This window comes from Streptomyces sp. NPDC002133 (assembly GCF_040296405.1).
GTDB lineage: Bacteria > Actinomycetota > Actinomycetes > Streptomycetales > Streptomycetaceae > Streptomyces.
Window position 1 is genome coordinate 1 of sequence record NZ_JBEOXF010000043.1, and the last position, 26,065, is coordinate 26,065.

The following is a 26,065-nucleotide window of genomic DNA, read 5'->3' on the forward strand; positions in this document are numbered from 1 at the left end:
AGGACCCGTTTGTCCTTGATCCTCGCTCGGACGCGGTCCATCAGGGCGGCATGCTCGATCTCGTCGAAGCACGCCTGGATGTCCGCGTCCAGGACCCAGCGGTATCCGCGGGTCCCGAAGAGGTGGATCTCGGCGATAGCGTCCTGGGCCCGCCGGTTGGGTCGGAAACCGTAGGAGACCGGCTTGAAGTCGGCCTCGAAGATCGGCTCCAGCACCAGCTTCAGCGCCGCCTGGACCACTCGGTCGGCGACGACGGGGATCCCCAGCCGCCGGACCTTCCCAGACCCGCCCGGCTTGGGGATCTTCTTCTCCCGCACCGGAAGGGCTCGGAACGCGCCCGCCTTGAGCTGGCCGCGCAGGTCGTCCAGGAATCCGGGGACCCCGATCCGCTCCTCGACGTCGGCGACCGAGAGGTCGTCCACGCCCGCAGTTCGCGCTCCCCGGTTGCCGGCGACCCGGTCGAACGCCACGATCAGCGTCGCCGGGTCGTGCACGAGGTTGAACAAGTCGTCGAACCGGCGGCCGTGATCGGCCACCGCCCAACGGTGAAGCTTGGCCTGCATCTCCGATACCCGCTGCCGCGGCCCCATCGGGGGCTCCTCCAGCGCGGCACCGATGTTCACCGGTGCGTCTTTCGGCATTGCAGCCTCCTCCCCTCGCATAACCGCTGCCGTCCTTCCCCATGTGCCAGGCTCTCCCCGGCTCGGAGTACTACGACGGCTCCGCCCCGCCCGTTCCGTTCGGCAGTCGGTGTGCCTATCCCGGCCCGCGAGCTGGCGGCCCGCTGACCGGGAGCCACGAACGGGCGGTTCCCGTGTTCACTGTGATTCGCTCGATGGAGTAGGAGCCCGGCTGTATCCCAGCGGCATCGCCATGAGTACGCCGCAGACCTTCCCCATGGCCTCCCGGGCGCCCGGAATAAGACACCCCAGGAGTTCCGGCCGCCCGCAGACGGCCGTGCGCACCGCACCCGACCCGTATCCACCAGATTTGAGTCGGTGACGGAGTTAGGACGTAACGACACCGGTTCCTCTCGTACTCCTCTCCATCACGCTTGTCGGACCCGCACCATCTGGCAGTACTGGCACGTCCCGACGTTGTCAGGGCCGCTCCCGCCCTCCCCGGCACCACCCGGCTCAGGCTGCCCTCAGCTTCACCGCCCTGCTGCGACAGGGTCAGCGGCGAAGGTCTCCCACCTCCACTCGAATCAACAGCGCCTCACGGCGCAAACTCCGCATCCGTCATGTCACTGGGATAGCAGCCTGCCCGCAACCCTGGAGCGATCGAACCGAACCGGTGCACGTAGCAGTCACACCCAGGGGTGACCGCAGTGGACGCAGGCACAGAGATACTGCTCAACTGATCGCGCAACGGGCTTCCTTGGTCGTGCTGGTGTCGTAACCGCGTCACTACCAAGGGGCCCGTTCTTTCATGCCCACGGCCGCACCCGTACCTCTGTCCAGATGATCACCGCGCCGCACACCTCGAACGAAATCCGGTTTGCCACAACGCACTGAGTACGGGGGTTACCGGTACCTCGCAGAATGGTGCCTCGTGACCTGGGGAGCGGAGCCCGGCCCCCTACCCAGCCCATGGGTCTCGGGTTACGGCCCGAAGGATGATCTATGGCCGGACGGCTACTCCGACGACCCACCGTTCTAGATTGGGTCGGTTGAGCGGAGCACCTGTTTGGAAGACCTGGTATGCGGATGCGTGCTGAGCTGCGGGGCGCTGACCTGCGGGGGTGCGGCCGCATCACCGTGACTCCCCGCGGCTCCCCTCTCCTCTCCGGTTGATCGGGTACGGATGGGGCACATCGCTGTGATCGCCCTCGCTCTCCGCCGATCGGCCCGCCAAGACATCGCGCATCAGGCGGGCGGCGACGGCCACCGCCTCGGCCGGATCGTTGGTCTCAAAAAGCACATGGCCCGACAGCAGGGGGTACGCGATGACTGAGTAGACGTCGCCGCCGGCCGCGATGGTGGGGAAGGGCTCATGCCGATCTCTCATGTCATCGAACTTCGACGCGTACAGCTGGTGCATTGAGAGCCACGGGTACATCGATCGAAAGAGCGAGTCACTGGCAGCAGCCTTCAGCAGCGGCCACAGGGCTTCGTCCCAGGCGCTCTCGTGCGGCGGCCTGTACGCATCAAGTAAATCCGCCCAGGCTTCGTCACGACTGCGGCGCGGCCGCTCGGCATCCATGCAGTGACCGTGATGTGTGACCTGCCCTGTTGTCAACGGAGATGTCGGTGGAGTCTCAACGGGCGAGGCAACCTCTGGGCGGTCTTGAAAACCGTCGTGGCGGCGACGTCACCAAGGGTTCAAATCCCACACCCACCGCAGGTGAACGGCCCCGACCAGGCGATTTTGGTCGGGGGCTGCCTTCGTGTCTGGGCACCGTGACTACCCGAAGTTCCCCGTGGTTTCCCGCTCGATCGGGCACGGGAGGGGCACGGAACATGACGCTCGCCCGTGCGCGTGCGAGTTCTACAGCTTGTCATCTCGGGCCAGGATCAGGCTGATCGAGCCGTCTTCGAGATTGATGCCGCCCTCAAGATGCTCGTGGTATCCGTCCCGGAGTCCGGTGGCAGCCAGACCTGCGAGTCGCTCGGCGAGGTCTCGCAGCCCGGCCGCGTTGGCTGCAATGGTGATCTCGGTCGCTGAGCCGTACACCTTGATCCGGGGTTCATCCATGGCGTCACGCTACAACGCGGGCGGTGGAGTCCTAATGGCCGGTCAAGCGCCACCGCGCGTCTTCTGGAGCACCAGTTTGGAAGACCACGTATGCCGATGCGGTCTGACCTGGGGCATGGCTGACCTGCAGGGCGGTGGCTGAGTCGCCCCGAGTCCCCATGGTTCCCCGCTTGCCCCCCACTCGTCGGGCACGCAAGGGGCACGCGGCCCTGATGTCATGGCCACGAACGTCCGCCGGTTGACGGCTTCCGTCGATGGTGGGATTGGCGGAGCATCGGATGATGAGCCGTGGGTTAGATCAGCTGGACGAGTTCCGGTCCGAGGTTGAACTAGCGTTCTCGTTCCTTGCCGAAGATGCAGGCTTCGCTGATCCGGAGTTGACGGAACATGGTCTGCTCTTCCGCGCTGCTGAACTGGACGTGGACGTTTGGCTTCTTGAAGGCCGCGAGCCCGAGGTTGCGACGCGTGTGGCGGTGGTCGGACGGGATGGTGCGAAGGGGCGAGGGGCTTGGCTGGACGGGCTATATGTTGCCGCCGGCTGTGGGCCCGCCCAGGACGTCCCCGGCTCAGCCACGACCAGACGGTCGACCATCAAGCGGGTCCATCAGCAGGCCGCGGCATTGCGTCGCCTCATGACGCACCTGTCGCCTGCCGAGCTCAGCCAGTTGATCACCCGCTGCACGGGGGTCGTGACATGAGCGAAGCCGCTCAAGGCGCTGAGGTCGGTGGAGTCGCAATGGGCGAGTCAACCCCCTTGAGCGATCTTGAAAACCGTCGTGGCGGCGACGTCACCGTGGGTTCAAGTCCCACACCCACCGCACGTGAACGGCCCCTGACGTGGTGAAACGGTCGGGGGTCGTTGTGCTGTCCGCTGCCCCGCTAGCCACCGTGATTCCCCGTGGTTCCCTGCCTTGGCGGGCACGACAGGGGCACGTTGCCAGAGGTCGGTGTCGGCAGTCTTGGCGATTACTCTCGCTCCCCAGCTTGAGCTGGATCGGCGACGGCCACCGCTACCTACGCCTATGGGAGCGCCATGTCATGCTCGCGCTGGCACTCGTCATCTCGGACGTGGAAGCGCCTGAGATCCTGCAGAGCAGCAGTGGGAAACGGGTACCGCACCCACCTCTCCTGGTAACCGTCCTCTCCGTGCTCCCGCAAGACCGCTTGCGCTGCCTCCACGACCGCATGGCCAAGGACGCTGCGGGTTTGCGAGGAGCTCCAGGAGAGCGTGCCTTCTTCGTCAGGCACGCCGAAGCTCGCGTCCATATCGGGGAACCTGTAGATCGCGATGTCAACGTCCGAGCCTCGGCCGCGGAGGACCCACCTCACTTCGGCCGGTTCGAGGTCGAAGGAGACCCGTTGGACTGTGGTGGGTCCATAGAGACCCGCCACACCATGAAGCAAGTCGGCGAGAGCGTCCGTGCAGTAGCTGACGAAGTCCTTCCGCTCCGAAGAGCCGTCAGCGATACGGCACGTTGCCCAGCCGGAACCGCTCAGTTCCCAGCTGAATTGGAGATCACCCGTCATCCTGCCCTCCCCTGTGATCGTCTGCGGAGACGGTACAGCGAAGGTCGGCGTAGCGGCTTTGGGCTGGAGCTGCCATGGGGCGAGAGATCATGGCCCCTTACGCTGGCTGCGAATCGGGCTGGCTCTGGTCGCCGCGGCCTCGCCATCGCAGCCGATGGTCCTCCCCGGCGACGCGGGGGTGTTCCGTCTTCGAGCCCGACGGGCCACACATGGGATCCGTTCTTGGCTACTCGGTCGATCCGTGACAGCCCGTCAAGGCGTGACCGCCCAATATGCCCTCAGACGGAAACATTCGTCCCCACAGCCCTTGCGCTTCCCTCTTGAAATCTGCCAGACTTTGGAGTTCAGAGTGCAGAGTGAAGGTGTTGGGCATGCGGAAGATTGAGATCGACGACGAGGTGTTCGCCTACCTGCAACGGCACAGCGAGCCGCTCGTCGACACCCCCAACGACGTGCTGCGCCGCGAGCTCCTCGGTAAGAAGAAGCCGGACGCAGAGCAGGAGACCCGAGGCCCGGGCGCGCTGATGTTCATTATCGAGGCCGGCCTGGCCGCGCCTGGCGACAAGTTGCAGCACCACCAGCCCCGCCGACAGCGGACTCATGAGGCCACCGTCACCGCTGACGGCTGGGTGGAGATCCCTGATGGGCGGGCCTTCGCTCAGCCCTCCCCCGCACTCAAGGCCCAGACCGGGAGCGACATCAACGGCTGGGGCCAGTACATCCACCTCCCCAGCGGTCGCCGACTTCAAGAACTTCGCGAAGAGGCGCAGCGCCACAAGCCGCAGACCTACTGACCGAACGACTCCGTGCCGCACAAGGCGGGGCCTCCACCGGAACTACCAGGGACGCTGCAGATGGACAGCAAGGCATACAACGCCGGCCTCGCCGAGCTCCGCGAGGTCCGTGATGAGATCAAGCCGCTCGAGCGGCAGCTGGCGAAGCTGCACGCCGAACGCGACAAGAGGGTCGTCGAGTTGGGCGCCTACGAGAAGGCCAAGGCTGACCGACTTGCAACGTCCGCGGGCCTCTCGGTGATCGACGTGGTCGCTCTGGTGCCCTCTCTGGGCCCCCAGGGGCTCGCCAGCGAGCCTGCAAAGGCGGCGCCGTCCGATTCCCCCGAAGATCGCACGGGGCCGCAGGCGGCCGCACAGCCGATCAAGGAGCCGGCCGGTACCCTCGCGCCAGATCTGGGTGCGGCCGAGCGGCCCTCAGCTTCCTCCGAGGTCACTGAGCAGCCCGACGACGGTGAGCACCAGGACCAGGCTCTGTCGGCGGACGTTGATGTCGCTGCTCTGCCTGTGGCCCTCTCCCCCGAGCTGTTGGCACCGGCGACGGTGGAGCCGGAGGGGGCGCAGGAGCGGGAGCTGCCGTCGATCCCCGACGGTGCCGAGGGTGACCGCTGGATCTATGCCGAGCCGAACCTGACGTCGAAGCGGCCCAACTTCAAGCAGGCCACACGGCAGATGGCGTTCCTGGACACCGCGACCGGCGTGCTCGTGTGGCAGGCCGGCACGGTCACGGTGGACCTGGGGCGCGCGAGTGTCGCGGAGATCCTGACCGCGGTGTACGCGACAGTCCCGGCGGATGTGGAGCGGATCTACATCACGGCGGGCGACCCGTGGCACCAGAACGCGGCACGCCACCAGTGGCTGAAGGATGCGGTCGCTGAGTGGCTGAACGGCCCGCTGCCTGAGGGCTGGCAGGTGGAGTCCTCGCGCGGCAAGGACCGTCAGGCCGGTCACCTGGTCCACCCGCGCAACCCGGTGGGCCGCTGGCAGCGCGGGCCGGACCAGCACACCGAGATCCGTTCCGTGGGTGAGTGGTTCGACCCGGCCGGCGCCGACCCGGCCACCGTCCGTGCCGCCTTCGTCGAGCTGTGGAAGGCGCTGCGCCGGCACTGGGACGACGTGGTGCTGATGGGCTCGCCGTCGCAGACCGGCCGGGACCTGTGGTCGCGGACCATCCCCGCCAAGGCCGGCGCGAAGTGGGCCGACGGCTATCCCGTGATGTCGCAGGAGATCCGCGGTCTGCTGCACGCCACCGCCGGGCAGGGCCGCACCGAGCTGATCTCCCCGCCGCGGGTGCCGGAGCGGGTGCCCGGCTGGTACGAGGTTGACCGGACCTTCGCCTACGCCAAGCACACCTGGTCCTCCGGCGTGGGCGTGCCGCAGCGGGTGACCGCGGCCGCGTTTGCCTCGATGAGCGAGAAGGAGCAGGCCGACGCGCTCTTCTCCCCGTCGCACTGGCAGGTGCGGGTGACGATCCCAAAGGACTGGAATCATGTCGGCCTGCTGCCGGCGCCGGCACCCGGGGAGCGGTCGTGGCACTACCCGTACGAGGGCGGCCGCACCTTCGTCACGTGGGCGGGCGGCGCTGAGGTCAACCTGGCGCTGCGTAACCCGATTCAGCCGTGGCGGATCGAGATCCTGGACGGTCTGCTGTGGGAGAAGGGCGACCCGCTCAAGGGCTGGTCGAACAAGCTGAAGGACGCGTGGCAGTCGCTGCGTGCCCTCGGTGAGATCCATGGCGACGAGCGGCAGCGTCAGGCCGCGCGGTTGGCCTCGCGTGCCGTGCGGGCGATCCTGCTGTACGGGATCGGCACGTTCGCGCAGCGGCCCCGCATCACGACCGGTTCGCTCGAGCTCGGCGCCGGCGGCGAGGTGCCTGAGATCCCGGACGGCGCACGACTGACCGGCATCTCGGACACGCATGTCACCTGGGAGCGCAACGCCGGCTTCGCCCGGGACCAATACGCGCACCCGGAGTGGGCGGCCGGGGTGTGGTCGGCGGCCCGTGCCGCGCTGCTGTCGGCCGGCACTGGCACCAAGGACCCGGCGACGGGCAAGCCGGTGAAGGCCGGTGCGCTGCACCTGCCGGCCGGTTCGATCCTCGCGTTCCGGACCGACGCAATTTACAGCTCGGTCCGCCCCGAGTGGCCTTACCAGGGCGAGCCCGGCGACTACCTGCTCAAGGGCGCCATGTCCTGGGAGCAGACCACGCCCACCACTGATGAAGAGTTCTACGTGCTGCAGGACTTTGGCCGGCAGGCGCTTGAGGCGGAAGGCCAGTGAGCGCAGCACGCGCGGAAGTGGTGTGGGGCGGCAGGTGGGAGCACTCGGAGTGCGGCGCCTCGGGTGAGGCGGTGTGGGACGACGAGGACACCCCGTCGTCCGGGCACGACGGCGGCCACGATGGCGAAGTGACCTGGAGCGCCGAATGGCACTGCCACGGCTGCGGGGCCTCGGGGGATGACCAGTTCGACGACGAGACCACGGCGTACTCCGATCACGAGTGCGCCGACGATGACGAGGGGGTGGCCGCGTGACGCCGCGCAGGCGGAGGGCGACCGGCCGCGGCCGGCGCGCGCAGCGCAATGAGGCCGCACGGCTCACCGACCAGCTGATCGCAGAGGGCTTCAACAAGAAGCAGGTCGGCGAGATCCTCGGCCGCAACCCGTCGCTCGTGTCCCAGTTCTTCACCAAGAACAAGGGCGCCTCGATGGTCGATGCGCTGCGGGCCGTGGTCCAAGAAGTACAGGCCGGCGGCCCCCGCGACCTCGCAAGCCTCAAAGCCCTCGCCGCCGCGCACATCCAGCCGCGCCTGAACCGCGAGGGATACAAGGCCCAGGTGCGCAAGCCGAACCACGCCCGCGCAGAGAAGACCGTGAAGGACCGCAAGGGCCGCACCGTCCTCGACGACAAGGGCAAGCCGGTGAAGGCCTGGACCTCGTCCCTGGCCAAGGCCGGCAAGCAGCACATCGCCTCCGGCGCCTCCCGGCTCCGGCCGGTCGTCGAGGAGGCAGCCGCGAACCGCGGAAAGATCGCCTTCACTGTGCGGGCCCGGAAAGGCGCCTTCAAACACGACGCCGGCCGGGCCGCCGACTCCCCCGGGGTGCGACGCAACGTCGTCAAGCGCACCGATGGCACCGAGGAACGCGCGTATGCGGAGAACACCGGCGGCCCCGGCTCTGGCGAGCAGGGCTTCGACGCTGTCCAGTTCAAGGCCATGGTCGACGCAGCGAGCGGCGATGTGGCCGTCGCAGTACGCAGCTGGCTCGTCATGACCGGCCGTCTCGACCCCGAAGCCCCCATTGTCGGTCTGGAAATCCGCGCCTGGAAGACCAACCTCTAGTCGGCTGACAGCCCTTCAATGGCCCGACTCGCCGTCATAGAACTCGACGTCGCCGCGGAGGATGTACGCGGAATCCGGACATGGGTACCTCGGGCTCGCCACTTCGCTGGGCGGAACACCCGTCAGCGTTCGGTCTCCTGTTCCACCCCGGGCCCGGGGATGCGGTCGAGGAGTTCCGCGAGGACGTCGAGTCGCAGCGCCGCACGAGGGACGTCGGTGGGCGTGATGCTGCCCGGGGGCGGCGGCTGGAACACGGGCGCCGGTTCCACGCCGAGCGCCGTCATCCGGTCAAGGATGCACTGTTGGAACTCCTCCGGTGAGGTGTACGGGCAGACGATGTCCCGCGGATCGAAGATCGTCCATGACAGCTCCTCGTCCTCGTCGCGAGGGCAGATCGAACCAGGCCACACGCGTCACGGAGGGATCCGGCAAGGGAGAACGGAGCGCGGCCATCGGCCTCGCCCAGCGATGGATGCCGCGCCTCAGCATGCCGCCCACGCCGTCGCTCTCCGGCCACGCCGCCGGGGGCGCCACGGCGAGATAGCCGACACGCTGCTTGAGGTCCGGCCGGTCGGCGTCTTCGGCCACCTCGTAGGACCACCGCTTCTCGTTCCACCGCCACAGGCGCGGGGACTCGCCGACCCGGATCAAGGTCAGCTCCCAGTCCGGTCGGTAGGTCCGCTTGACGTAGAGCCCGCCGGGTTTGAGCTGTGCAAACAGCATGGTCCTCCCCCCTCGGCTGGCCAGGCGCCGGTATCTGTGCCTCGCCACCCTCAACGATCTGCTGGACAGGAACCTGGCACCGAAACGGGGCCGAGTCGATGTCTTTCCGCTGCTATTTGGTGATGTTGGGGTTGCCGTTCAGGATGTCCTCGGTGGTCTGCCAGAGCCGGGGCAGAAACCGGCTCACCGTTTCGGCCCGCTGGATGAGGTCACCGGTGGAGCTGATGCCGAGATCGGTGATGGCCGCCTGAAAGGCTGGGGCGAGGGCTTCGTGCAGTTGAGGGGCGTCGTTGGCCAGGATGGTGTGGCAGCGGGCGAAGGTCGCGATGATCCAGAAGACCGCCTCGCGGTGGTCGCCTGAGTCGATGAGTCTCCGGCTTCCGTCAATCGCGATCGGCCGTGCGGTGGGGGTGATGTCGCTGCTGAAGAAGAACGGGGTCTTCGCCACTTCAACGGTCGCGTCGAACGTCGCGGCGAGCTCGCGCAGATGGTGCTGGACGCGCTGCACGGGCAGATGCGAGCAGCCAAGAAGGTTCAGAAGCTCCGGGTAAAGGCTGAGGTGGCCGTAGTCGGTGAGGACCTCGCGAGCGGCCAGATAGCGCAAGCGGACTGTGGGGTTGCGCAGGGCTGCGACGAGGAGGACGTGGCAGGTCACGCCGGTGGGGAACAGCCAAGAGGTGACCTGCTCGTGGAACGGCGCCGAGGTGTCGATCGCAGCGAGGCGGGTTTCGATCCGGTGGCGGGCATCCTGGCATCTGCGGTGGGCCCAGGGCCGGGCGGCGAAGTAGCGCGAGATGTGTGCGTGCAGTTTGTGCAGATCGCCGGTGGGGTCATCGATGATCGTGTCGGTGCGGAAGCTGCCGGCCAGGTGGTAGGACGCCAGGACGTCGTCGGCGGAGGCGAGCTCGGGCCAGGGCAGGTAGCTGACTTCCAGCAAGGCGCCCTGGAAACGGAGTTTCCCCGGCTTTGCCGGCGGGGCTTCCTGGGCGGTGACGACGACGAAGTCGATGTCGGAGGAGGGCGACAGCTCGGCGTCGTCCGGCAGCCCGATGGTCGAGCCGCTGAAGTACGCGCCCCGGAAGTTGGTATCGGGTTGGGCATGCCGGGCAACCCATTGGATCGCGGCGGAACGTGCCAGTCCGACCTTCATTGTCGAATCTCCCCGGTGACGGGTGCAAGATCTTTCATTGTCCAGTTGCTGAGGCTGACGGGTGTGTCGCCTCCGGGTGAAGTGAGTCCCTAGGCGTTCCCTAGGCGGTCAGCCTGCCTTCCCGTCCTGGGCGGTGTCGCCGCCGATCGACTACCGGTGTCAGGACTGACCGATAACGCCATGCACCTGCATGAACTCGAAGACTGCGCAGAGATCTTTAGTTCAGAGAAGGCAGTCAACGTGCCGTAGTCATCCGGCTGATCAAGATGGTCGACGGAATCGCGCACGTGGGCCGCACCTGGGCCCTTCAGAAAGAAGCGGTCGCGGACCCTCCCGAGCCTCCGGTCTGATGAGACCTGCGCTGGCCGCGCCGAGAACGGAGGGCGCCCAAAGGGGGCTACCTGGGATTCAAGGGATCCGGGCCGTGGAGGATCCCCCGGGGCGCTGGCCAGGGACCATTGCCTAGCAAGCCGATCGCGGCCGACCGCCCGCGGCAACCGGGCATCGACCGAGCACGTCCCAGCGGACATGACGACCACCGGCACGCCGCGCTCCTTGTCCGCGCCGCCCTGGCCGCACTGCGCCCGCGGTGCGGACCCGGCCAGCGACCCGGTTGGCTGCCGCGGTCGTCAGGTAGAGCAGTACGGCGCGTGCCTAACTCACCTCACGAACGCCGATCGGTCCACCTACCTCGGCGCACTGGCGCCTGGCAGAGGTCTCGACCACCGCGGCACCCCCATCTCACAGAATCTGCTGCAGCAACTCCTGGACGCGCTCCGTGATCCCGCCACCGGACGGCCCTGCCTTGGCAACGCCTGGTTCGACGGGGCAACGTTCTCCGCCCGCGCCTCGTTCGACGGGGCGACGTTCTCCGGCGACGCCGGGTTCGGCGACGCGACGTTCTCTGCCCGCGCCGGGTTTCGCGGGGCGACGTTCTCCGGCGAGGCGTGGTTCAACGGGGCCACGTTCTCCGCCCGCGCCTCGTTTGGCGACGCGACGTTCTCCGGCGACGCTGGATTCCGCGAGGCGACCTTCGCCAGCGAAGCCGGGTTTCGCGGGGCGACGCTCTCCGGCGACGCCGTTTTCAGCAGGTCAACGTTCTCCGACAACGTGATGTTCGACGAGGCAACGTTCTCCGGCGACGCCTGGTTCGACGAGGCGACGTTCTCCGGCGACGCCTGGTTCGACGAGGCGACGTTCTCCGGCGACGCCGTCTTCAACAGGGCTACGTTCTCCGGCGACGCCGTCTTCAACAGGGCTACGTTCTCCGGCGCCATCTTCGACGAGGCAACGTTCTCTGGCGTCGCCGCCTTCAACTGGGCAATGTTCCCAGGCGACGCCCTCTTCAACACGGCGGCCTTCTCTGGTGAGGCATGGTTCGACGGGGCAACGTTCTCCGGCGACGCCAGCTTCGACGAGGCAACGTACTCCGCCCGCGCGATCTTCGAGGGGGCGACGTTCTCCCACAACGCCTTGTTCGACGGGGCGACGTTCTCCCACAACGCGTTGTTCCGTGGGGCGACGTTCTCCCACAACGCCTATTTCCGCGGGGCGACGTTCTCCCACAACGCCTTGTTCCGCGGGGCGACGTTCTCCGCTCGCGCCGTCTTCGGCCAGGTGACCTTCTCCGGCGAGGCCTGGTTCGACGAGGCAACGTTCTCCGGCGACGCCTCGTTCCGCGAGGCGACGTTCGAGACGGCAACGCAGCTGGGCCCCCTCATCTGCCAGGGAACCCTCAGCCTGTCCGGAGCCCGTTTCAACAGCCCCGTGACCCTCGAGGCGGCAGCAGCCCGCATCGAGTGCCAGCGCACGCGATGGGACTCCACCGCCGCCCTGCGGCTGAGATACGCCACTGTCGACCTGAACGACGCGGTGCTCGAGTATCCGCTGAGCATCACCGCTCGGACCGCCCCCTTCACCAATCCGGCCGAAGCAGCCTTGGCTGAGGGACAGTTGGTGGGCAGCGATCCGGGGGTGCGGATGGCGTCTCTGCGAGGAGCGGACGCGGCGCACCTGGTGCTCCACAACGTGGACCTCAGCGCCTGCGTGCTCTCCGGCACGGTGCACCTGGACCAACTGCGGCTGGAAGGGGAATGCCCTCTCGCGCCCGCCCCGTCGGGTCTGCGGCGTCGGGGTTTGTTTCTTGTGCGGTGGACCGCACGACGGACGCTGGCCGAAGAGCAGCACTGGCACGCCAATCGGGGACGGTCCGGGTGGACGGCGGCGCCGGCCGGGGTGGAGGTGGTGGGTCCGGCGCAGCTGGCGCCGGTCTACCGGCAGCTGCGGAAGTCCTTCGAAGACAGCAAGAACGAGCCGGACGCCGCGGACTTCTACTACGGCGAGATGCAGATGCGCCGCCACGACCGCAACCGGCCCCGCGCCGAGCGCGCACTGTTGGCCCTGTACTGGGCGGTGTCCGGGTACGGGCTGCGGGCTTCCCGCGCGCTGGGCTGGCTGCTCGGCGCAATGGCTGCCACCGTGCTGGTCATGATGCTGTGGGGGCTACCTGTGGACGACCCGAAGCCCGCCACCACCGGACAGCTGACCGGACAGGACATCTCCCTGACCACCGACAAGCCCGACCCGGTCAACCCCACCGGCTCCCTCTCCTCCCGGCTCACTGCCGAACGGTGGGAGAAGTCCCTCCGGATCGTGGTGAACTCGGTCGTCTTCCGCTCCTCCGGCCAGGACCTCACCACCGCCGGCACCTACACCGAGATGGCATCCCGACTGGCCGAACCGGTACTGCTCGGCCTCGCCGTTCTCGCCGTCCGTGGACGGGTCAAGCGGTAGACGTCACCCCAGAATTGTGTCACCCCACGGGTTCCCAATTCGTCGGTGAGCCATCGGGCGGTCAAGGAGACCGCAGAGCCGTATCGCGGCCACCCGCGTTACTGGCTGAAGAGGAGGCGTGGGGCAGGGAGGTGATGGGGCGGTCCGGCCGATCGGCGGCGTCGACCCACATTGTGTGCGTGCCGTCTTGCCCCACGGTCAGCCGGTGCCGGTCCGCGCCAGGCCGGCCGAGCGTCTCCCACCGTGCGTACGCCGCGGCTACCTCGTCCCACAGGCGCCGCGGGCCAGCCTGCGTGACGGTGAACTCCTCCGCCTGGCGCCCGTCGTAGTCGACGGCGGCCCACGATGGGCTGCCAGCGTCCTCGAGTTCGAGACGGGTGTGCGCGTGCTGGCCGCTGGTGTCCCACGCGAACGAGGCGCCGGGGACGGTCAGGCCGATGTGGAACTCGGCGGCCAGGTCGCCGCCGGCGACCGCCCATGGCGACAGCCCGGTGCGCGAGACCGTGCTGCACCCGCTCGGCTCCGTGCCTGGTGTGCTCGCTCGAGGTTCGGGAGAGCGCATCGGCATGTACGACGCAAAGTCGTGCCAGTGGCCCGTGGCGGTTCCGTCCGGCCGTATGTCGAGGGCGAGGGTGCCGTACACGCACCACGCCGACCACCACGGGGTGATGATCCGCCCGCCGGGCCGGACTTGTGCCAGCCACGCCGCGGGGATGTGGTCGACGGAGAAGGTGGCTAGGAGCCGGTCGTACGGCGCCCGGTCGAGCCAGCCGGCCGCCCCATCGCCCCGCGCGACAGTGGGCGTGTAGCCCAGCGGCTTCAGATTGCGCTCGGCGCGCTCCGCGAGCACCGGGTCGAGCTCCACGGTGGTCACCCCGGTGGATCCGAGCAGTTCGCACAGCAGGGCGGCGTTGAACGCCGTCCCCGTCCCGAGTTCGATCACGGAACGCCCCGGCGGCCGGGTGCCGGCAAGTGGCTGAAGGTCTGCGAGCTCGAGCATGCGCAGCACAGTGGACGGCATCGACGCGGACGACGACGGCATCCCCTCGGTGAACTGCGTGACCAGCGGCGCATCGGAGTACGCGGCCGCCATCCACTCGTCCGGATGTGTCGCCCGGTCGCACGGCTCGTATCCGCCGCGCCCGTCCCGAAGCCACAACCGGTCCGGGAGGAAGGCGTGCCGTGGCACGGCCCGCAGTGCCCGGGCGAGCTCCGTGTGCACGGGGTGGCCGAGCTGCTCGGCGACGTCGGCGAGCAGCCGGCCGGCGTAGGCGGCGGGGACGGCGGTCATCGCGGGCTACTTCTTTTCGGGCGACGGCGGCGGGGGAGGCGCCGGCGGCACGGGCCTGTTCGGCTGATGCCCGTCATCCCCTACCGGACTGCGGTGCTTCCCCTCGACGACATCCACGTGTACACCGTCCTCCCTCTCGAGGCCTCCCGCCCAAGGTAGAAGAGCCGCGCCCGCCGCGGCAGAGCGCACAACGCGATCGCGCCGCTTCTCCTGGGACCTGGAAACAGGCTGCCCCTCAAGCGCGGTGCGGACCCGGCCCATCCCCGTCGGCAGACCATGGTGGTCCAGCGGGCCCCGGAACCCGCCGGTGCAGCCCGGCCGGCCATGTAGCCAGGGCCTCTTGGTCTGCTTCGACGACCATGCCTTCGAAGAGGCCGTCGGCATGGACGAGGACGTTTTCGACATCTGCATCGGCATCGCGCTCGGACCTCACCTACAGGCGCTCTCGCTTCTCCCCTAATCCCTGCCGGTACCGCTCCGGCGGGTGTCCGCGGCGGGACGTCAGGACGTACGGGTGCGCTGGACGGCCTCGCAGATCGTCCTGGTCTTGCGCAGCGTCATCACAGGTCCTTCGCGGAGCGCGTCCGTCTCGGCATGGAGGGCGGCCAGACGCTGCTCGAACAGGGCCGGGTTCGTGAAGGGCTCGTCCCGGCTCGCAAGGGTGGACCGCCACATGTACAAGTCGGCCTAGGGTTCATTGGCTCTTGTGGCTGACGATGCACCATTGGCAGGGTGATGCCGTGATCATTCCCTTCACCCGCGATGGTGAGACCGGCAATGTGACGGTGGCTCTTGAGCAGGTTGATGAGCCGTTGACGGTCGGCAAGCACCCTGAATCGCGCGGGTTTCCGTGCTGCACGGCTGTCGTGGACTACCCCGGGAGGGGGTATCGAGCCCTGTTCGGCTGGGTCCAGCTGGTCCGGTCCACAGACAACGCGTCCGGCGGTGTCGACTTTGATATGGACCCGTTCGTCCTGTTCGAAGATGCGCCGTCCCCCTACGCCTTCTTCGGTGTCAGCCCCACGCTGTTCGACGCCCCGTCACGAGGCGAACGTAAACCCATGGCCTGGCTCGCTCACAGCTTCCTGGCGTGGACACCTCTGGACCAGGCCCAGCGGCACGTCCTGCCGGTGGCCGGCTTCTCCTGGGGGTTCGACATCGATGCGACCGGCCACATCACCCTCCGGCTCGCGAAGGCACTGACAGCCGTCGAGTGGGACGGGCACCTGCCGTACTTGAGCACGTGTCATCCGGCCTGGAAGTTCGATGAATGGCAGGCGGGGACCCCCTGGCCGCGTTGACCATCTCGCCGTCGGCTCAGCCGGCCGCCTGTTGCTCAGCCTGCGGCGGGTAGAGCCGAACCGTCGTTCAAACGACGTGGTAGGCAGCCCTACAGATCTCGGCTGGCCCCGACGGAGAGCGCAAACGCTGGCTATCGTTCACAGGTTCCCCAACCCCCGGCTGCCTTTGATGAGAAGGGGACTGGATTCGTTGAGATCGGACAGCTTCGGGAGTCACTGCGTAGCCCCGTGGCTTGCTCCATGTCGATGAGTTCTGGAGTCACTCACGGGCCGGCGAATGGCTGGAGGACCACCCGTCGGCGAATGCCCTGAGCTGCTCCCGTTGTCGTTCTTCCTCCGCGATGCGGTCACCGAGGACGGCGTCCTCGATGTACGGGGGCGATGGCAGCGAGGACCAGGCGCTGAAGCTCGGTCGGGTCGAGAGCCTCGACCTCCCACTGCACCGGCTGGGAGGCATCAAGTCCGTACCGGCTGGCGAACGCCGACCAGCGTGGGTCGCCGGCCTTGCCCGCGGCGGCGGGCAGCTCGTGCTCGCGGACTTGGTCGTGAGTGAGCAGTACTGGTGGAGAGGCGTTGTTTGCGGGGTGCGGTATTCCGGCCGCGGACTGCGGCAGCAGCTGGAGGCGTTCGGTGACTACCTGGTCGTAGTCGACCGCCGTCGGACGACGACTCGTACGAGTGGGGCGAGTGAGGGTGGTCCGTCACCTCCTACGCGATATCGCGTATCACATGTGCCCCTTGGGCAGTTGCGACATGATCCCTATGCGTCGGTTCGCTGGCGGGAGGGGCGGAAGTGACCGAAGCAGGGAGGCATCGCAGTGCGCAATGAGCTTCTGGGGGGCCGTTACCGGCTGGTGCGGCAGCTCGGCGAGGGTGGTATGGGGCAGGTGTGGGAGGCGCAGGACGAGTCGCTGGGCCGACGGGTCGCGGTCAAGGTGATCTCGCTGCTCGCCGGCGGGGGGAGCCTTGGCACCGAGGCACGCGCCAGGTTCCTTCGCGAGGCACGAATCACCGCCCGCCTGCAGCACTCCAACATCGTGACCATCCACGACGTCGGCGAGACGGACACCGGAGACAGCAAGGTCCCGTTCCTGGTGATGGAACTCGTTCGAGGCGAGGGCCTGGACGCGAAGCTGCGCCAAGGCGTCGTCACCCTGCGGGACGCGGCTCGATGGGGTGCGCAGATATGCGACGCGCTGGCAGAGGCCCACGATGCCGGAATCATGCACCGGGACATCAAGCCCTCCAACATCCTCATCTCGCCGTCGGGCATCGTGAAGGTCCTCGACTTCGGCGTCGCGCGGGCCGGCGACCCCTACGCGAGCGCGGATCGCCTTACCCAGACCGGCTTCATCGTGGGCACACCCCCGTACATGGCCCCTGAGCAAGCACGTGGCTTCCCGGAACCGCGCAGCGACCTGTACGCGCTCGGCTGCCTGCTCTTCGAGCTGATCACACGCCAGCTTCCGTTCCAGGCACCCGACACCATGGGATACCTCTCGGCACACCTCACCGAGGAACCGCCCGCCCCCAGCATGGTGTCCCAGGGCATCCCATCCACCTGGGACGACCTGGTGCTGGCCCTCCTGCACAAGGACCCTGACCAGCGGTACGGGAACGCGGCCGACGTCGCCCAAGCCCTGCGACAACTTGACCACGCACCAGAAAACACGCCACCTCCGACGATGCCCGGCACGACTCCGCTCCCGCGGATGGATCCCACGTCCGAGGCGCGCAGAGCCGCGAGTGCCACGATCACGCTGGCGTTGCTCTGCCTTCCAGGGCTTATGTCCATGGTCGCCAAGACCGTCGAGTACATCCTGGATCCCTCTGCGCCGACAGAGTTGATCGCGGTGAATATGGCGATGGGCATCGCGGAGACGGCCGTGCTCGCCACGGGCGCGCTGATGCTGTTCAGGCAGAAGATGGCTGGACGCTGGATGATCACGGCAGCTGGCGGGGCGACGGCTCTGCAGTGTTTGAGCGCCAGCGTGCAATACCAACTGGTGGGAGGGCCACCATCCGTCGAGATGATCGCCTACGTCGTTGGCCCGCTGACGGCCGCGTCGGCGGCCGGCGCTGTGGTCATGGCCGTACGTGCGCCCACAGGCCGCTGGTGCCGTCCGGCAGCAGGACCGGGCCCGGGCACTACGCCGGTTCTCCCTCCCCTACAGCCCTCCGCCAGAACTGCGACTGCCGTGATGGCGTTGGTATGCCTTCTCACTGTTCCGGTCATCCCTGTCGCGACCGACCAGGCTGTCACTGCCGGTGCGATGTCGAGCGACTCTCGAACGGTGCAGATGACGCTGTTCGGCGTCCAGACGGCCGTTCTCACCATCGGCTTGCTGCTGCTGCTCGTGCGCAACACGGCCGGCCGTTGGCTGATCGCGACAGGCGGCGTCGGCCTGGTTCTGCAAGCGGTGGACGCCATGTACTTCTTCGACAGCATCGGCTATGCCCTGCGCGGGGTCCTCCCCTTGGCCGCCGTCGCCGCCGCCCTCTCCGCCATTCTGGCCGTGCTTTCGTCCGTCGGAAGGCGACGTCAACAGCCGCGCAATTGACCGGGTCGGAGACCTGGGCGGCCGGCAAACGGTGCCGTCCGGCCGCAGGATCAGGGGCGGCTAGCAGGTTCGTCGTCTCTCCAGCGGCGGCCCCCCGGTGGCGCGAGGGTGAAGGCGGCGGTCCAGGTGAGGACGGCGAGGCCGGCGGCGACGGTGCGGCCGGAGGCGGGGGAGGCTTACTGGGGAAGCGGCAGTGTTCCAACCCTGCGCTATTTGGTGGCCTGGATCGCTGCGAGGTAGTCCAGTCCGTCTATCTGTTCTGGGCGAACTGGGACCATGCGTAGTGCGTAGGTGGTGCTGGGATGAATGCCCAAGAGTTCGCTGCCCCGCCCGTACTTCTCGTTCGGACGCCACAAGGTCTTCGGTGGCGGCTGATCCCGTACGGGTGAGGCGAGTACGTTCCCTGTCGCCAATCCGGGAGCAACCCCTAAACTCTGGGCTGGGACCTCCAACTCCCGTTCCAGTCAGGGGGATTCGTGCCCGACCGAACCTCCGCCGGAGCGGCGCAGGGTGCCGCCAACGACGCACGGCTGCTCGCGCTGCGTGCCGAAGTCGAGAAGCTAATCACCGAGGCCCAGATCGGTGCACGGCGTGCGCAGCGCCGCGCCAAGCTGTGGCACGCGACCTATCTCAGCCTGGGTTTTCCTGCGGCGGTCCTCGCTGGCATCTCGGGCGCGGCGGGTCTGGCCTCCGCCGAGGCGCGGGTGCCTGCGGCCATCCTTGCCCTCCTGGCCGCCGGGTTCTCGGCCGGGTCGACCTTCCTGCGGGCGGACGCCCGCCACATGACGAACCTCCGCAGACGCTACGCCTGGCAGAATCTCGAGACGCGCGCCCGGCTCATCCTGGCCTACGATGCCTATGAGGGCCCCGAACATCTGCACACCGCCCTCCTGGGCCTGCACGAACTGCGCGTCGCCGTCCCATCTAGCGCCCTGATCCTGGCCGAGCAGCAGGCGCCGACGATCCCGGCGCCAGCGCTTCCGCTATCTGCAGTCCAGCTGCCAGCGGCGACGGCACCGACGGTTCAGCAGCAAGCCATCCCGGCCCCAACGGCGCAGCCGCCCGCGTTGCCCCCACCCTCGCCCGATCCGTCGCCGGAGCCGACCGACCCGGTCGGCTGACGCGCACCCGCCCGGCCCCGAAACCCATGCCGATCCGGCCGGCCCCCTCCCGCTAACCGCATCCGTGCCGCCCAAGCCCCCAGGTTCGGCGAGGACGCGCTACTGGTGAAGAGGCAGCGTTCTGGCCCTGCACTATTCCTGGGAGTGTCTGACTTGTTGAATCGACCGCAGGCGCTCGGTCTGCAGCCGTAGCGTCCAGGGCGCCGGTCGGCACGGGCTCGTGTAGTGTCTTGCCACCCTGCGGGCTGGCTCATGATTAGCGTGCCACCGCCGTCCGGCACCCGCGCGGTGTGGCTCGACAGAGGCATGAATGTGTGTGACTGCTACTTCAAGTCCGAGTGCCCACCGCACATTTCTGCCCGTCAGCCGCCAGGACAGGATGCGCATGATCATCATCGGGATCGATCCCCACAAGTCCTCGCACACCGCAGTCGCTGTCGATGCAACAGGCCACAAGATTGGTCAGCGGCGGTTCGTCGTCAACTCCGGGACCCTCGGTCGGCTTCTGCACTGGTGCGCGCAGTGGCCGGGGCGCCGGTTCGCGGTCGAAGGCACCGGCGGTCTCGGCCGGTCTCTTGCTCAGCAGTTGGCCGCCGCGGGCGAGGATGTCGTCGACGTGCCTTCCACCTTGTCGGCCAGGGCCCGTCTTCTGGCCACCGGCGGGGACCGGAAAACCGACCCCGCGGACGCTCTCCACGTGGCCCAGGTCGCGCTCTTCCGCACTGATCTGCGCAAGGTCACCGCGGAGGACCAGTCCACGATCCTGTGGCTGCTGACCGAGCGGCACGACGACCTGACCGGCGAGCGGACGCGGATCGTCAACCGTCTCCACGCGGTCCTTCGCGACCTGTTGCCCGGTGGCGCCCCCACACGGCTGTCGGCAGAGAAGGCCACGACTTTGATAAAGGGCATCCGGCCGGCCACTGCGACGGACCACTGCCGCCGGGACATCGCTCGTGATCTGCTGGCCGACCTGCGCAGGCTTGACCGGCAGGTCAAGGACAACGAGGCCCAGATGCGTGATGCTCTCGCTGCCGCACGAACCAAGTCCCTCTGATCATCTCCGTCGCGCACCGTGCAGCCCTGGGGGAGCTGGACGGCGCGCGCTCGGCCCTGAAAACCTGTTCCGTCGCCCAGAGAGTGAGAGAAGCAGATGCTGAAGCTCTTGCGGGACCACCAGGCCGAGGCCGTGGTTGCTTCGGTGCGCGCGCTCGAGCTGCCCGCGAGCGCACCGCTGCCGCCGGCGGGCCTGCGTACGCAGGTCCTCATGGCCACCGGCAGCGGCAAGACGCTGGTGGCCGTGCACACTGCCGAAGAGCTCACCGCCGACCGGGTCCTGATCCTGGTCCCCTCGCTGGACCTGCTCGAGCAGACCGCCCGCGCTTGGCGCGACGGCGGCCGGCCCGGACCGTACTTCGGCGTCTCCTCCCTCAACTCCGACGAGGTGGGATTCCCCAACACCACCGACGCCGACGAACTGGTCCGGCTCACCCGGGGGCCGGGCCGCGTCACCGTGTTTGCCACCTACGCCTCGCTCGGCCTCGGTTTCCTGGAAGCCGCCCACACTGCGGGCCTCCCCCACTGGAACCTGATCGTCGTGGACGAGGCGCACCGCACCAGTGGCCGGGCAGGCAAGCCCTGGGCCGTCGTCCACGACAACACCCGTATCCCCGCCGAGAGGCGCCTGTACATGACCGCCACGCCTCGCGTGTGGCAGGCCGGCGAGGTCGACGAGGAGGAGCCCGGCCGCCGCGGCCCGGGCGAGCTCGTGGCCTCGATGCTGGACGACCCCCATGGCGTCTTCGGCAGCGTCGCGTTTCACCTCCCGCTGGAGGAGGCGATCGAGCGGGGCATCGTCGCCCCGTACCAGGTGCTGGTGGTCGACGTGCAGGACCCGGCCCTGAACACCGCGCTGCGCACCGCCGGAGACGGCAGCGACGAGGTTCGGGGCAAGCGCCTGGGCGCGCTGCAGGCCGCGACGCTGAAGGTGTCGGCGAAGGAAGACCTGCGCCGGGTGCTGTCCTTCCACCAGCGGGTCGCGGAGGCTGAGGCCTTCGCCCTCGGCCTGCCCGGCAAGGCCGGCGAGCTGCACGCACAGCAGCCCGACCTGTACCCGGCTGAGGATGAGGTGTGGGCGGAGTGGCTGCACGGCGAGCACAAGCCCGCCCACCGGCGGCGCGTCCTGGGCCAGTTCGCCGCTGGCGAGACCGGCGACGGCACCGAGACGGCGCTGTCGCTGATCGCGTCCGTGAAAGTACTCGGGGAGGGCGTCGACACCCGCGAATGTGACGCCGTCGTCTTCGCGGACGTCCGCGGCTCCATGCCCGACCTGGTCCAGGCCGTCGGCCGCGCCCTGCGCATGCACCCCGGCGAAGGCAAGATCGCCACCCTGGTCGTGCCTGCGATCCTCGCCCCCGGCGAGAAGCCGGACGCCATGCTCACCTCGCCGGCGTACACCGGCCTGGCCAAGCTGCTCACCGCGCTGCGCGCCCACGACGCCCGCATCGAAAAGCTCACCGAGCCCAGCCGGACCAAGGCCCACATCCCCGACCCGCGCGAAGAGACCCGCGACTTCGACGAAGACCTGGACGAGGACACCGACGGCGACGCGACGCCCGAGGTGAGCCGGCCCGCGAAGGAACTGCTGCGGTTCTCCGCCCCGCGCGACGCACGGCAGCTGGCCGCATTCATCGAGCTGCGGGTTCTCAACCCCGAGCGCGTGCACTGGCGGCGCGGCATCCAGGCCGCCCAGCGCTACGCCAAGGAACACAAGGACCTGCGCGTGCCGTATGGCTACCGCACCCCCGCCGACTGGTCCCCCGCCGATTTCCCGCTGGGGGTATGGGTCACCGACTGCCGCCGGCACTACAACACCGGCCGCCTGGACGCCGACCGCTCCGCCCAGCTCGAGGCCCTGGGCATGGTGTGGTCATCCTTCGATGCCGGCTTCGAAGAGGGACTGGCCGCAGCCGCCGCTTGGGCCGCCGAGCACCAGGTCGGCCTCGCCGCGCCCGTGGACGCCACCCACGGAGAGCACCCGGTGGGCCGCTGGCTGAAGAACCAGCGGGCAGCCGCACGCCGCGCCGCAGAGCTCGAGCGCTGCCGCGCCGCAGGCCTGCCCGAACCCGAAGGCGGCACCACTCCCCTGTCGGACGACCGCCGTCAGGCGTTGGAGGAAATCGACCCCGGCTGGTGCCCAGCCTGGGGCATCGACTGGCAGCGCGCCTTCCGCCTCGCCTGGAACCACATCAAGGCCGGCAACCCGCTGCCGGACAAGGCCGACCAGACCGTCGTCGACGGCGAAGACCTTGGCAAGTGGGCCGCCGCCCAGCGCGCCGGCTTCGCCAAGCTGAGCGGGACCCAGCAGTGGATGCTCACCAGAGTGCTGGGCATCGCCGCAGCGCCGGCCAAGCGCACCAGGGCCGAAATGTGGGAGCAGAACGTGGCAGCCGCCCGCCAGTACCGCGAGCGCGAGGGGCACCTCGAAGTGCCACGCAGCCACACCGAGGCAGTCGGCGACCAGACGATGCGCCTCGGAGCGTGGATCAGCCAGCAGCGCATGAAGGCCGCAAAGCTGGCACCAGAGCGAGTGAAGGAGTTGTCCACGCTCGGAATGCGGTGGTCCTGAAGCGAACTGAGACCGGGCGGAGGGTCGGCACGGACTACGACTGCTCGAAGTCACAGGGGTACCTAGAGTGATCACCGGAAGCTACGCTGGGGATCGGCACGCTAGGGGGGCGTATGAAGTACGAGCAACGCGCCTACGCGCACGTGAAGTTCCTTGACCTGATGTCAGAACTGTACGAGAACGAGTTCGAGGACTTCTTCCACCGCCTGATGTGCTCGCGATACCCCGACTTCCTCGACGTACGCACCGCCGGCAGCCTCGGAGACATGTCTGCAGACGGTCTCACCCTCCACTCCCGCAAGCTCTATGCCTGCTACGCCCCCCAGACAGTGAACCCGTATGAGATCCGCAAGAAGTTCAACAAGGACTTGGCGGGCGCCACAGCCAAGCGCAGCGGACAGTTCGATACCTTCGTCTTCGTTCATAACGACAGACGTGGCGTACACCCAGAAGTGGCGTCCCTGCTGTCCGCTGCGGCATCCAGCACACCGTCCGTGAGCTTCCAACAGATGGGAGCTCGGCGCTTGTGGCAGGAGTGCATGCAGCTCGACCAGCTGGCTGCCGAGAATGTACTGCGCTGCGAGATACCGATCAAGGAAATGACCTTCGGTATCGGCATGGAGGATCTCGAGCCGCTCCTGAAGCAGCTGCAGGAGTTGCGTACGGAGTCCGACCCTCTCATGCCTCTGCCCGACGTCCCGCTTGAGAAGCTTGACTTCAACCGGATCGAAGGAGCCGACCGGGAAGACCTCCTACGCGGAAAGCGACAGAGCCACCTCGTCGACGCCTTCTACGCCGGAACGATGAATGAGATGGAGCATGACGAAGTGGCGGAGGGCTTCCGCCTGTACTACCAGCAGGTGTGCCGGGACTGGAGTGATCCCGAGGATGTGCTCTGGCAGCTCAAGATGTACATCCTTGGCAACGCCCAGCCACGACCAAAGGTCTTGCGTGCGGCGCTGGTCGTGCTGGCACACTTCTTCGACCGCTGCGACATCTTCGAGGCACCACCCGCCGGCTGGCGTCCCGATATCGGGCTGTCGGCATGATCACTCCGACGAAGGGCATCGCGCCCGACCGATGCCTCCTGTCCGTAGGGGCCCAGATCCTCATTCAGTTGGACGAGCCACGCACGGTCAGTCAGGCGTGGTCACGGCTGAAGAGCTGGAGGGCCGGTCATAGCCACACCTCGCCGGTATCGTTCGGCTGGTTCGTCCTGGCCTTGGACATGCTCTACACCATGGGTGCTGTCGAGCTGGTCCAGGACGTCCTCGTTGCTAGGAGCACGGATGCTGCGCCGCTTGAGCGCTGACGACGCCCGGTTCAAGACCCTGACGTTCACGACTGGGTTGAACCTGCTGGTCGCCGACAAGACCGCGTCGTCGGCCGACACCGACAGCCGTAACAGCGCCGGTAAGTCAAGCGTGATCGAACTCGTTCACTTTCTCCTTGGCTCCCGAGCCACCGCCAAATCACTGGCGATGAACAAAGCCCTGCGAGGGACCACCTTCGGCCTCGACATGGACTGGCCCGGGCTGGACCAGCTCCTGGAGGTGCGCAGGAGCGGCAGTCGCGCCAAGTACGTGTCGCTGAGCCAGGACGTGTTCGGCGCACCGGCCGATGTGCTCTTCAACGGCAACGGCAACGGCGGCGTTGAGCTGTCGGTGGAGCAGTGGACCCGGACGATCGAGCGGGATCTGTTTGGACTGCGCGGAGACCATCCAGGCGTGAACGGCCGCACCCTGCTCTCCTTCCTGGTGCGCCGAGCGTCCTCTCACGCCTTCAATGAGCCCACCAGGACGTTCTCCCAGCAGTCCGCTGCGGAAGCGTCTTCCAACCTCGCCTACCTTCTGGGCCTGGACTGGCAGTTGGTCGACGGATATCGCGAGCTCGCCGCCCGCAAGGCAACGCGGACCCAACTACAGAAGGCGGTCAACGACCCCGTCTGGGGTCGCATCGTTGGCTCCACCGCCGATCTCCGGGGGCAGATCACACTGGCGGAAGCTCAGGTGGAGCGACTGCGTGGACAGGTTGCCACGTTTCAGGTTGTACCCGAGTACGAGCGGCTCAAGGACCGTGCGGACCAGGTCAGCAGACGAATCAAACAGCTTGCCCAAGAAGACGTGATCGACCAGCACAACCTCGAGGAGCTCCAGGCCGCGGTCACCGAGACCACAGACGTCGAAGTGTCCTACCTCGAACCCGCGTACAGCGAGCTTGGCATCCTCCTCAACGACCAGGTTCGGCGCCGATTCGAGGACGTGAAGACCTTTCACCACTCGATCGTCCGCAACCGCCGGCGGTTCCTCGAAGAGGAAATCGAGGAACTCACCGAGAGGCTGAACGCGAGGCGCGCGGAGCGCGCCCGCCTGGGAGAAGACCAAGCACGTCTGCTGCGGGACCTGGCCGACGGAGGTGCCCTGGAGGCTCTCACAGCCCTGCAAACCGCTCTCGGCAGAGAAGAAGCTGCGCTCGGTGCCCTCCGGCATCGCTTCGAGGCAGCTCAGACACTTGAGGCGAGTGCCCGGCAGATCACTGCCAAAAGCGTGGAGCTGCAGCAGGCCGTGGACACCGACCTACAAGAACGTCGGCAGCAGACGAACGAAGCCATTCTGCTCTTCTCTCAGTACGCGCAGCGCCTCTACGGAGAGGGTCGCGAAGCGTACCTAGCGATCGAAGCAGGCCGCAGCAGCCTCAGCATCACCCCTCGCATCGACAGCGATGACAGCCGTGGCATCAACAACATGGTCATTTTCTGCTTCGACCTGACCTTGGCCGTCCTCGCGCACCGTCACGGCCGCGGTCCCGACTTCCTCATCCATGACAGCCACCTCTACGACGGTGTCGACGAGCGCCAGATCGCCAAAGCGTTGGCCCTCGCTGTCGAAGTAACCGAAGAAGAACGCATGCAGTACATCATCACCATCAACACGGACAACCTGGGCGTAGCTGCCCAACGTGGCTTCAACCCCGAGCCCTACATCCGCAGTCCCCGCCTCACCGACCACGACGAGGGCGGCCTCTTCGGCTTCCGATTCAAAGCCGTCGGCAAGGCGTAGCCCGGACGGGAGGAGGCGGTGCTGCTCACGCTGTACGAGCCCGAGCCGCTGGTCCAGCCGCGCCGCAGCGGCCTACTCTACTG

Annotated in this window: 23 protein-coding genes; 14 read left to right on the forward strand and 9 right to left on the reverse strand. The window is 67.8% G+C overall.

Annotated features, from left to right (window positions below):
* The 3 genes from ABT078_RS30165 to ABT078_RS30175 all read right to left on the reverse strand — a co-directional run.
* The coding region (locus ABT078_RS30165) for a reverse transcriptase domain-containing protein (protein WP_351233235.1) at nucleotides 1-641 on the reverse strand (641 nt) is incomplete at its 3' end.
* Nucleotides 642-1,755: 1,114 nt separating this feature from the next.
* Complete coding sequence (locus ABT078_RS30170; protein ID WP_351233237.1) at nucleotides 1,756-2,205, reverse strand: DUF6193 family natural product biosynthesis protein; 450 nt, start codon at nucleotides 2,203-2,205, stop codon at nucleotides 1,756-1,758.
* Nucleotides 2,206-2,490: 285 nt separating this feature from the next.
* The gene (locus ABT078_RS30175; protein ID WP_351233239.1) at nucleotides 2,491-2,697 is read right to left on the reverse strand and encodes an Imm32 family immunity protein; all 207 of its coding nucleotides are present in this window, start codon (nucleotides 2,695-2,697) and stop codon (nucleotides 2,491-2,493) included.
* A gap of 254 nt (nucleotides 2,698-2,951) precedes the next feature.
* On the opposite strand from ABT078_RS30175, the gene ABT078_RS30180 reads away from it, so the two are divergent.
* Nucleotides 2,952-3,395, forward strand: a complete 444-nt coding sequence (locus ABT078_RS30180; RefSeq protein ID WP_351233241.1) for a hypothetical protein — start codon at nucleotides 2,952-2,954, stop codon at nucleotides 3,393-3,395.
* A gap of 322 nt (nucleotides 3,396-3,717) precedes the next feature.
* On the opposite strand, the gene ABT078_RS30185 is transcribed toward ABT078_RS30180, so the two are convergent.
* On the reverse strand, nucleotides 3,718-4,224 hold the full coding sequence (locus ABT078_RS30185; RefSeq protein ID WP_351233243.1) for a hypothetical protein: 507 nt from the start codon (nucleotides 4,222-4,224) through the stop codon (nucleotides 3,718-3,720).
* 371 nt (nucleotides 4,225-4,595) lie between these two features.
* Here ABT078_RS30185 and ABT078_RS30190 point away from each other — a divergent pair, with 371 nt between their 5' ends.
* Genes ABT078_RS30190 through ABT078_RS30205 form a run of 4 tightly spaced genes read left to right on the forward strand, consistent with a single transcriptional unit; the run spans nucleotide 4,596 to nucleotide 8,355 of the window.
* On the forward strand, nucleotides 4,596-5,018 hold the full coding sequence (locus tag ABT078_RS30190) for a restriction system modified-DNA reader domain-containing protein (protein WP_351233245.1): 423 nt from the start codon (nucleotides 4,596-4,598) through the stop codon (nucleotides 5,016-5,018).
* A gap of 60 nt (nucleotides 5,019-5,078) precedes the next feature.
* Nucleotides 5,079-7,295: a Mucin-19 gene (locus ABT078_RS30195; RefSeq protein ID WP_351233247.1), complete on the forward strand. Its 2,217-nt coding sequence runs from the start codon at nucleotides 5,079-5,081 to the stop codon at nucleotides 7,293-7,295.
* Nucleotides 7,292-7,549 (forward strand): hypothetical protein, encoded by a 258-nt coding sequence (locus tag ABT078_RS30200; protein ID WP_351233249.1) that lies wholly within the window; start codon nucleotides 7,292-7,294, stop codon nucleotides 7,547-7,549. Before ABT078_RS30195 ends, ABT078_RS30200 begins: the two co-directional genes overlap by 4 nt.
* Nucleotides 7,546-8,355 carry a hypothetical protein gene (locus ABT078_RS30205; protein ID WP_351233251.1) on the forward strand — a complete coding sequence of 270 codons (810 nt, stop codon included), beginning with the start codon at nucleotides 7,546-7,548 and terminating at the stop codon, nucleotides 8,353-8,355. Before ABT078_RS30200 ends, ABT078_RS30205 begins: the two co-directional genes overlap by 4 nt.
* Nucleotides 8,356-8,477: 122 nt before the next feature.
* Here the strand turns inward: ABT078_RS30205 and ABT078_RS30210 are convergent, their stop codons facing one another.
* The 3 genes from ABT078_RS30210 to ABT078_RS30220 form a co-directional block, all read right to left on the reverse strand.
* Nucleotides 8,478-8,639: a hypothetical protein gene (locus tag ABT078_RS30210; protein ID WP_351233253.1), complete on the reverse strand. Its 162-nt coding sequence runs from the start codon at nucleotides 8,637-8,639 to the stop codon at nucleotides 8,478-8,480.
* Nucleotides 8,640-8,643: 4 nt separating this feature from the next.
* Nucleotides 8,644-9,078 carry a hypothetical protein gene (locus ABT078_RS30215; protein WP_351233255.1) on the reverse strand — a complete coding sequence of 145 codons (435 nt, stop codon included), beginning with the start codon at nucleotides 9,076-9,078 and terminating at the stop codon, nucleotides 8,644-8,646.
* Nucleotides 9,079-9,190: 112 nt separating this feature from the next.
* A complete protein-coding gene (locus ABT078_RS30220; protein WP_351233256.1) occupies nucleotides 9,191-10,228 on the reverse strand; it encodes a hypothetical protein in 1,038 nt (345 codons plus the stop codon).
* Between the two features lie 528 nt (nucleotides 10,229-10,756).
* Here ABT078_RS30220 and ABT078_RS30225 point away from each other — a divergent pair.
* Nucleotides 10,757-13,021, forward strand: a complete 2,265-nt coding sequence (locus ABT078_RS30225; protein WP_351233258.1) for a pentapeptide repeat-containing protein — start codon at nucleotides 10,757-10,759, stop codon at nucleotides 13,019-13,021.
* Between the two features lie 61 nt (nucleotides 13,022-13,082).
* On the opposite strand, the gene ABT078_RS30230 is transcribed toward ABT078_RS30225, so the two are convergent.
* Entirely contained in the window at nucleotides 13,083-14,312 is a 1,230-nt protein-coding gene (locus ABT078_RS30230; RefSeq protein WP_351233260.1) for a methyltransferase domain-containing protein, read from the reverse strand.
* A gap of 501 nt (nucleotides 14,313-14,813) precedes the next feature.
* Nucleotides 14,814-14,987 carry a hypothetical protein gene (locus ABT078_RS30235; RefSeq protein WP_351233262.1) on the reverse strand — a complete coding sequence of 58 codons (174 nt, stop codon included), beginning with the start codon at nucleotides 14,985-14,987 and terminating at the stop codon, nucleotides 14,814-14,816.
* A 65-nt stretch (nucleotides 14,988-15,052) separates the two neighbouring features.
* On the opposite strand from ABT078_RS30235, the gene ABT078_RS30240 reads away from it, so the two are divergent.
* From ABT078_RS30240 to ABT078_RS30275, 8 genes are all read left to right on the forward strand, one after another.
* Nucleotides 15,053-15,613 carry a hypothetical protein gene (locus ABT078_RS30240; protein WP_351233264.1) on the forward strand — a complete coding sequence of 187 codons (561 nt, stop codon included), beginning with the start codon at nucleotides 15,053-15,055 and terminating at the stop codon, nucleotides 15,611-15,613.
* A gap of 818 nt (nucleotides 15,614-16,431) precedes the next feature.
* Nucleotides 16,432-18,174 (forward strand): serine/threonine-protein kinase, encoded by a 1,743-nt coding sequence (locus tag ABT078_RS30245; protein WP_351233266.1) that lies wholly within the window; start codon nucleotides 16,432-16,434, stop codon nucleotides 18,172-18,174.
* A gap of 476 nt (nucleotides 18,175-18,650) precedes the next feature.
* Entirely contained in the window at nucleotides 18,651-19,295 is a 645-nt protein-coding gene (locus ABT078_RS30250) for a hypothetical protein (protein ID WP_351233268.1), read from the forward strand.
* A gap of 385 nt (nucleotides 19,296-19,680) precedes the next feature.
* Nucleotides 19,681-20,352, forward strand: coding sequence for an IS110 family transposase (locus ABT078_RS30255; protein ID WP_351233270.1), 672 nt, complete (start codon nucleotides 19,681-19,683; stop codon nucleotides 20,350-20,352).
* 96 nt (nucleotides 20,353-20,448) lie between these two features.
* On the forward strand, nucleotides 20,449-22,923 hold the full coding sequence (locus ABT078_RS30260; RefSeq protein WP_351233272.1) for a DEAD/DEAH box helicase: 2,475 nt from the start codon (nucleotides 20,449-20,451) through the stop codon (nucleotides 22,921-22,923).
* 113 nt (nucleotides 22,924-23,036) lie between these two features.
* Complete coding sequence (locus ABT078_RS30265) at nucleotides 23,037-23,972, forward strand: ABC-three component system protein (protein ID WP_351233276.1); 936 nt, start codon at nucleotides 23,037-23,039, stop codon at nucleotides 23,970-23,972.
* Nucleotides 23,969-24,235, forward strand: coding sequence for an ABC-three component system middle component 6 (locus ABT078_RS30270; protein WP_351233279.1), 267 nt, complete (start codon nucleotides 23,969-23,971; stop codon nucleotides 24,233-24,235). Before ABT078_RS30265 ends, ABT078_RS30270 begins: the two co-directional genes overlap by 4 nt.
* Nucleotides 24,213-25,982, forward strand: coding sequence for an ABC-three component system protein (locus ABT078_RS30275; protein WP_351233281.1), 1,770 nt, complete (start codon nucleotides 24,213-24,215; stop codon nucleotides 25,980-25,982). Before ABT078_RS30270 ends, ABT078_RS30275 begins: the two co-directional genes overlap by 23 nt.
* The last annotated feature ends 83 nt before the right edge of the window (nucleotides 25,983-26,065 follow it).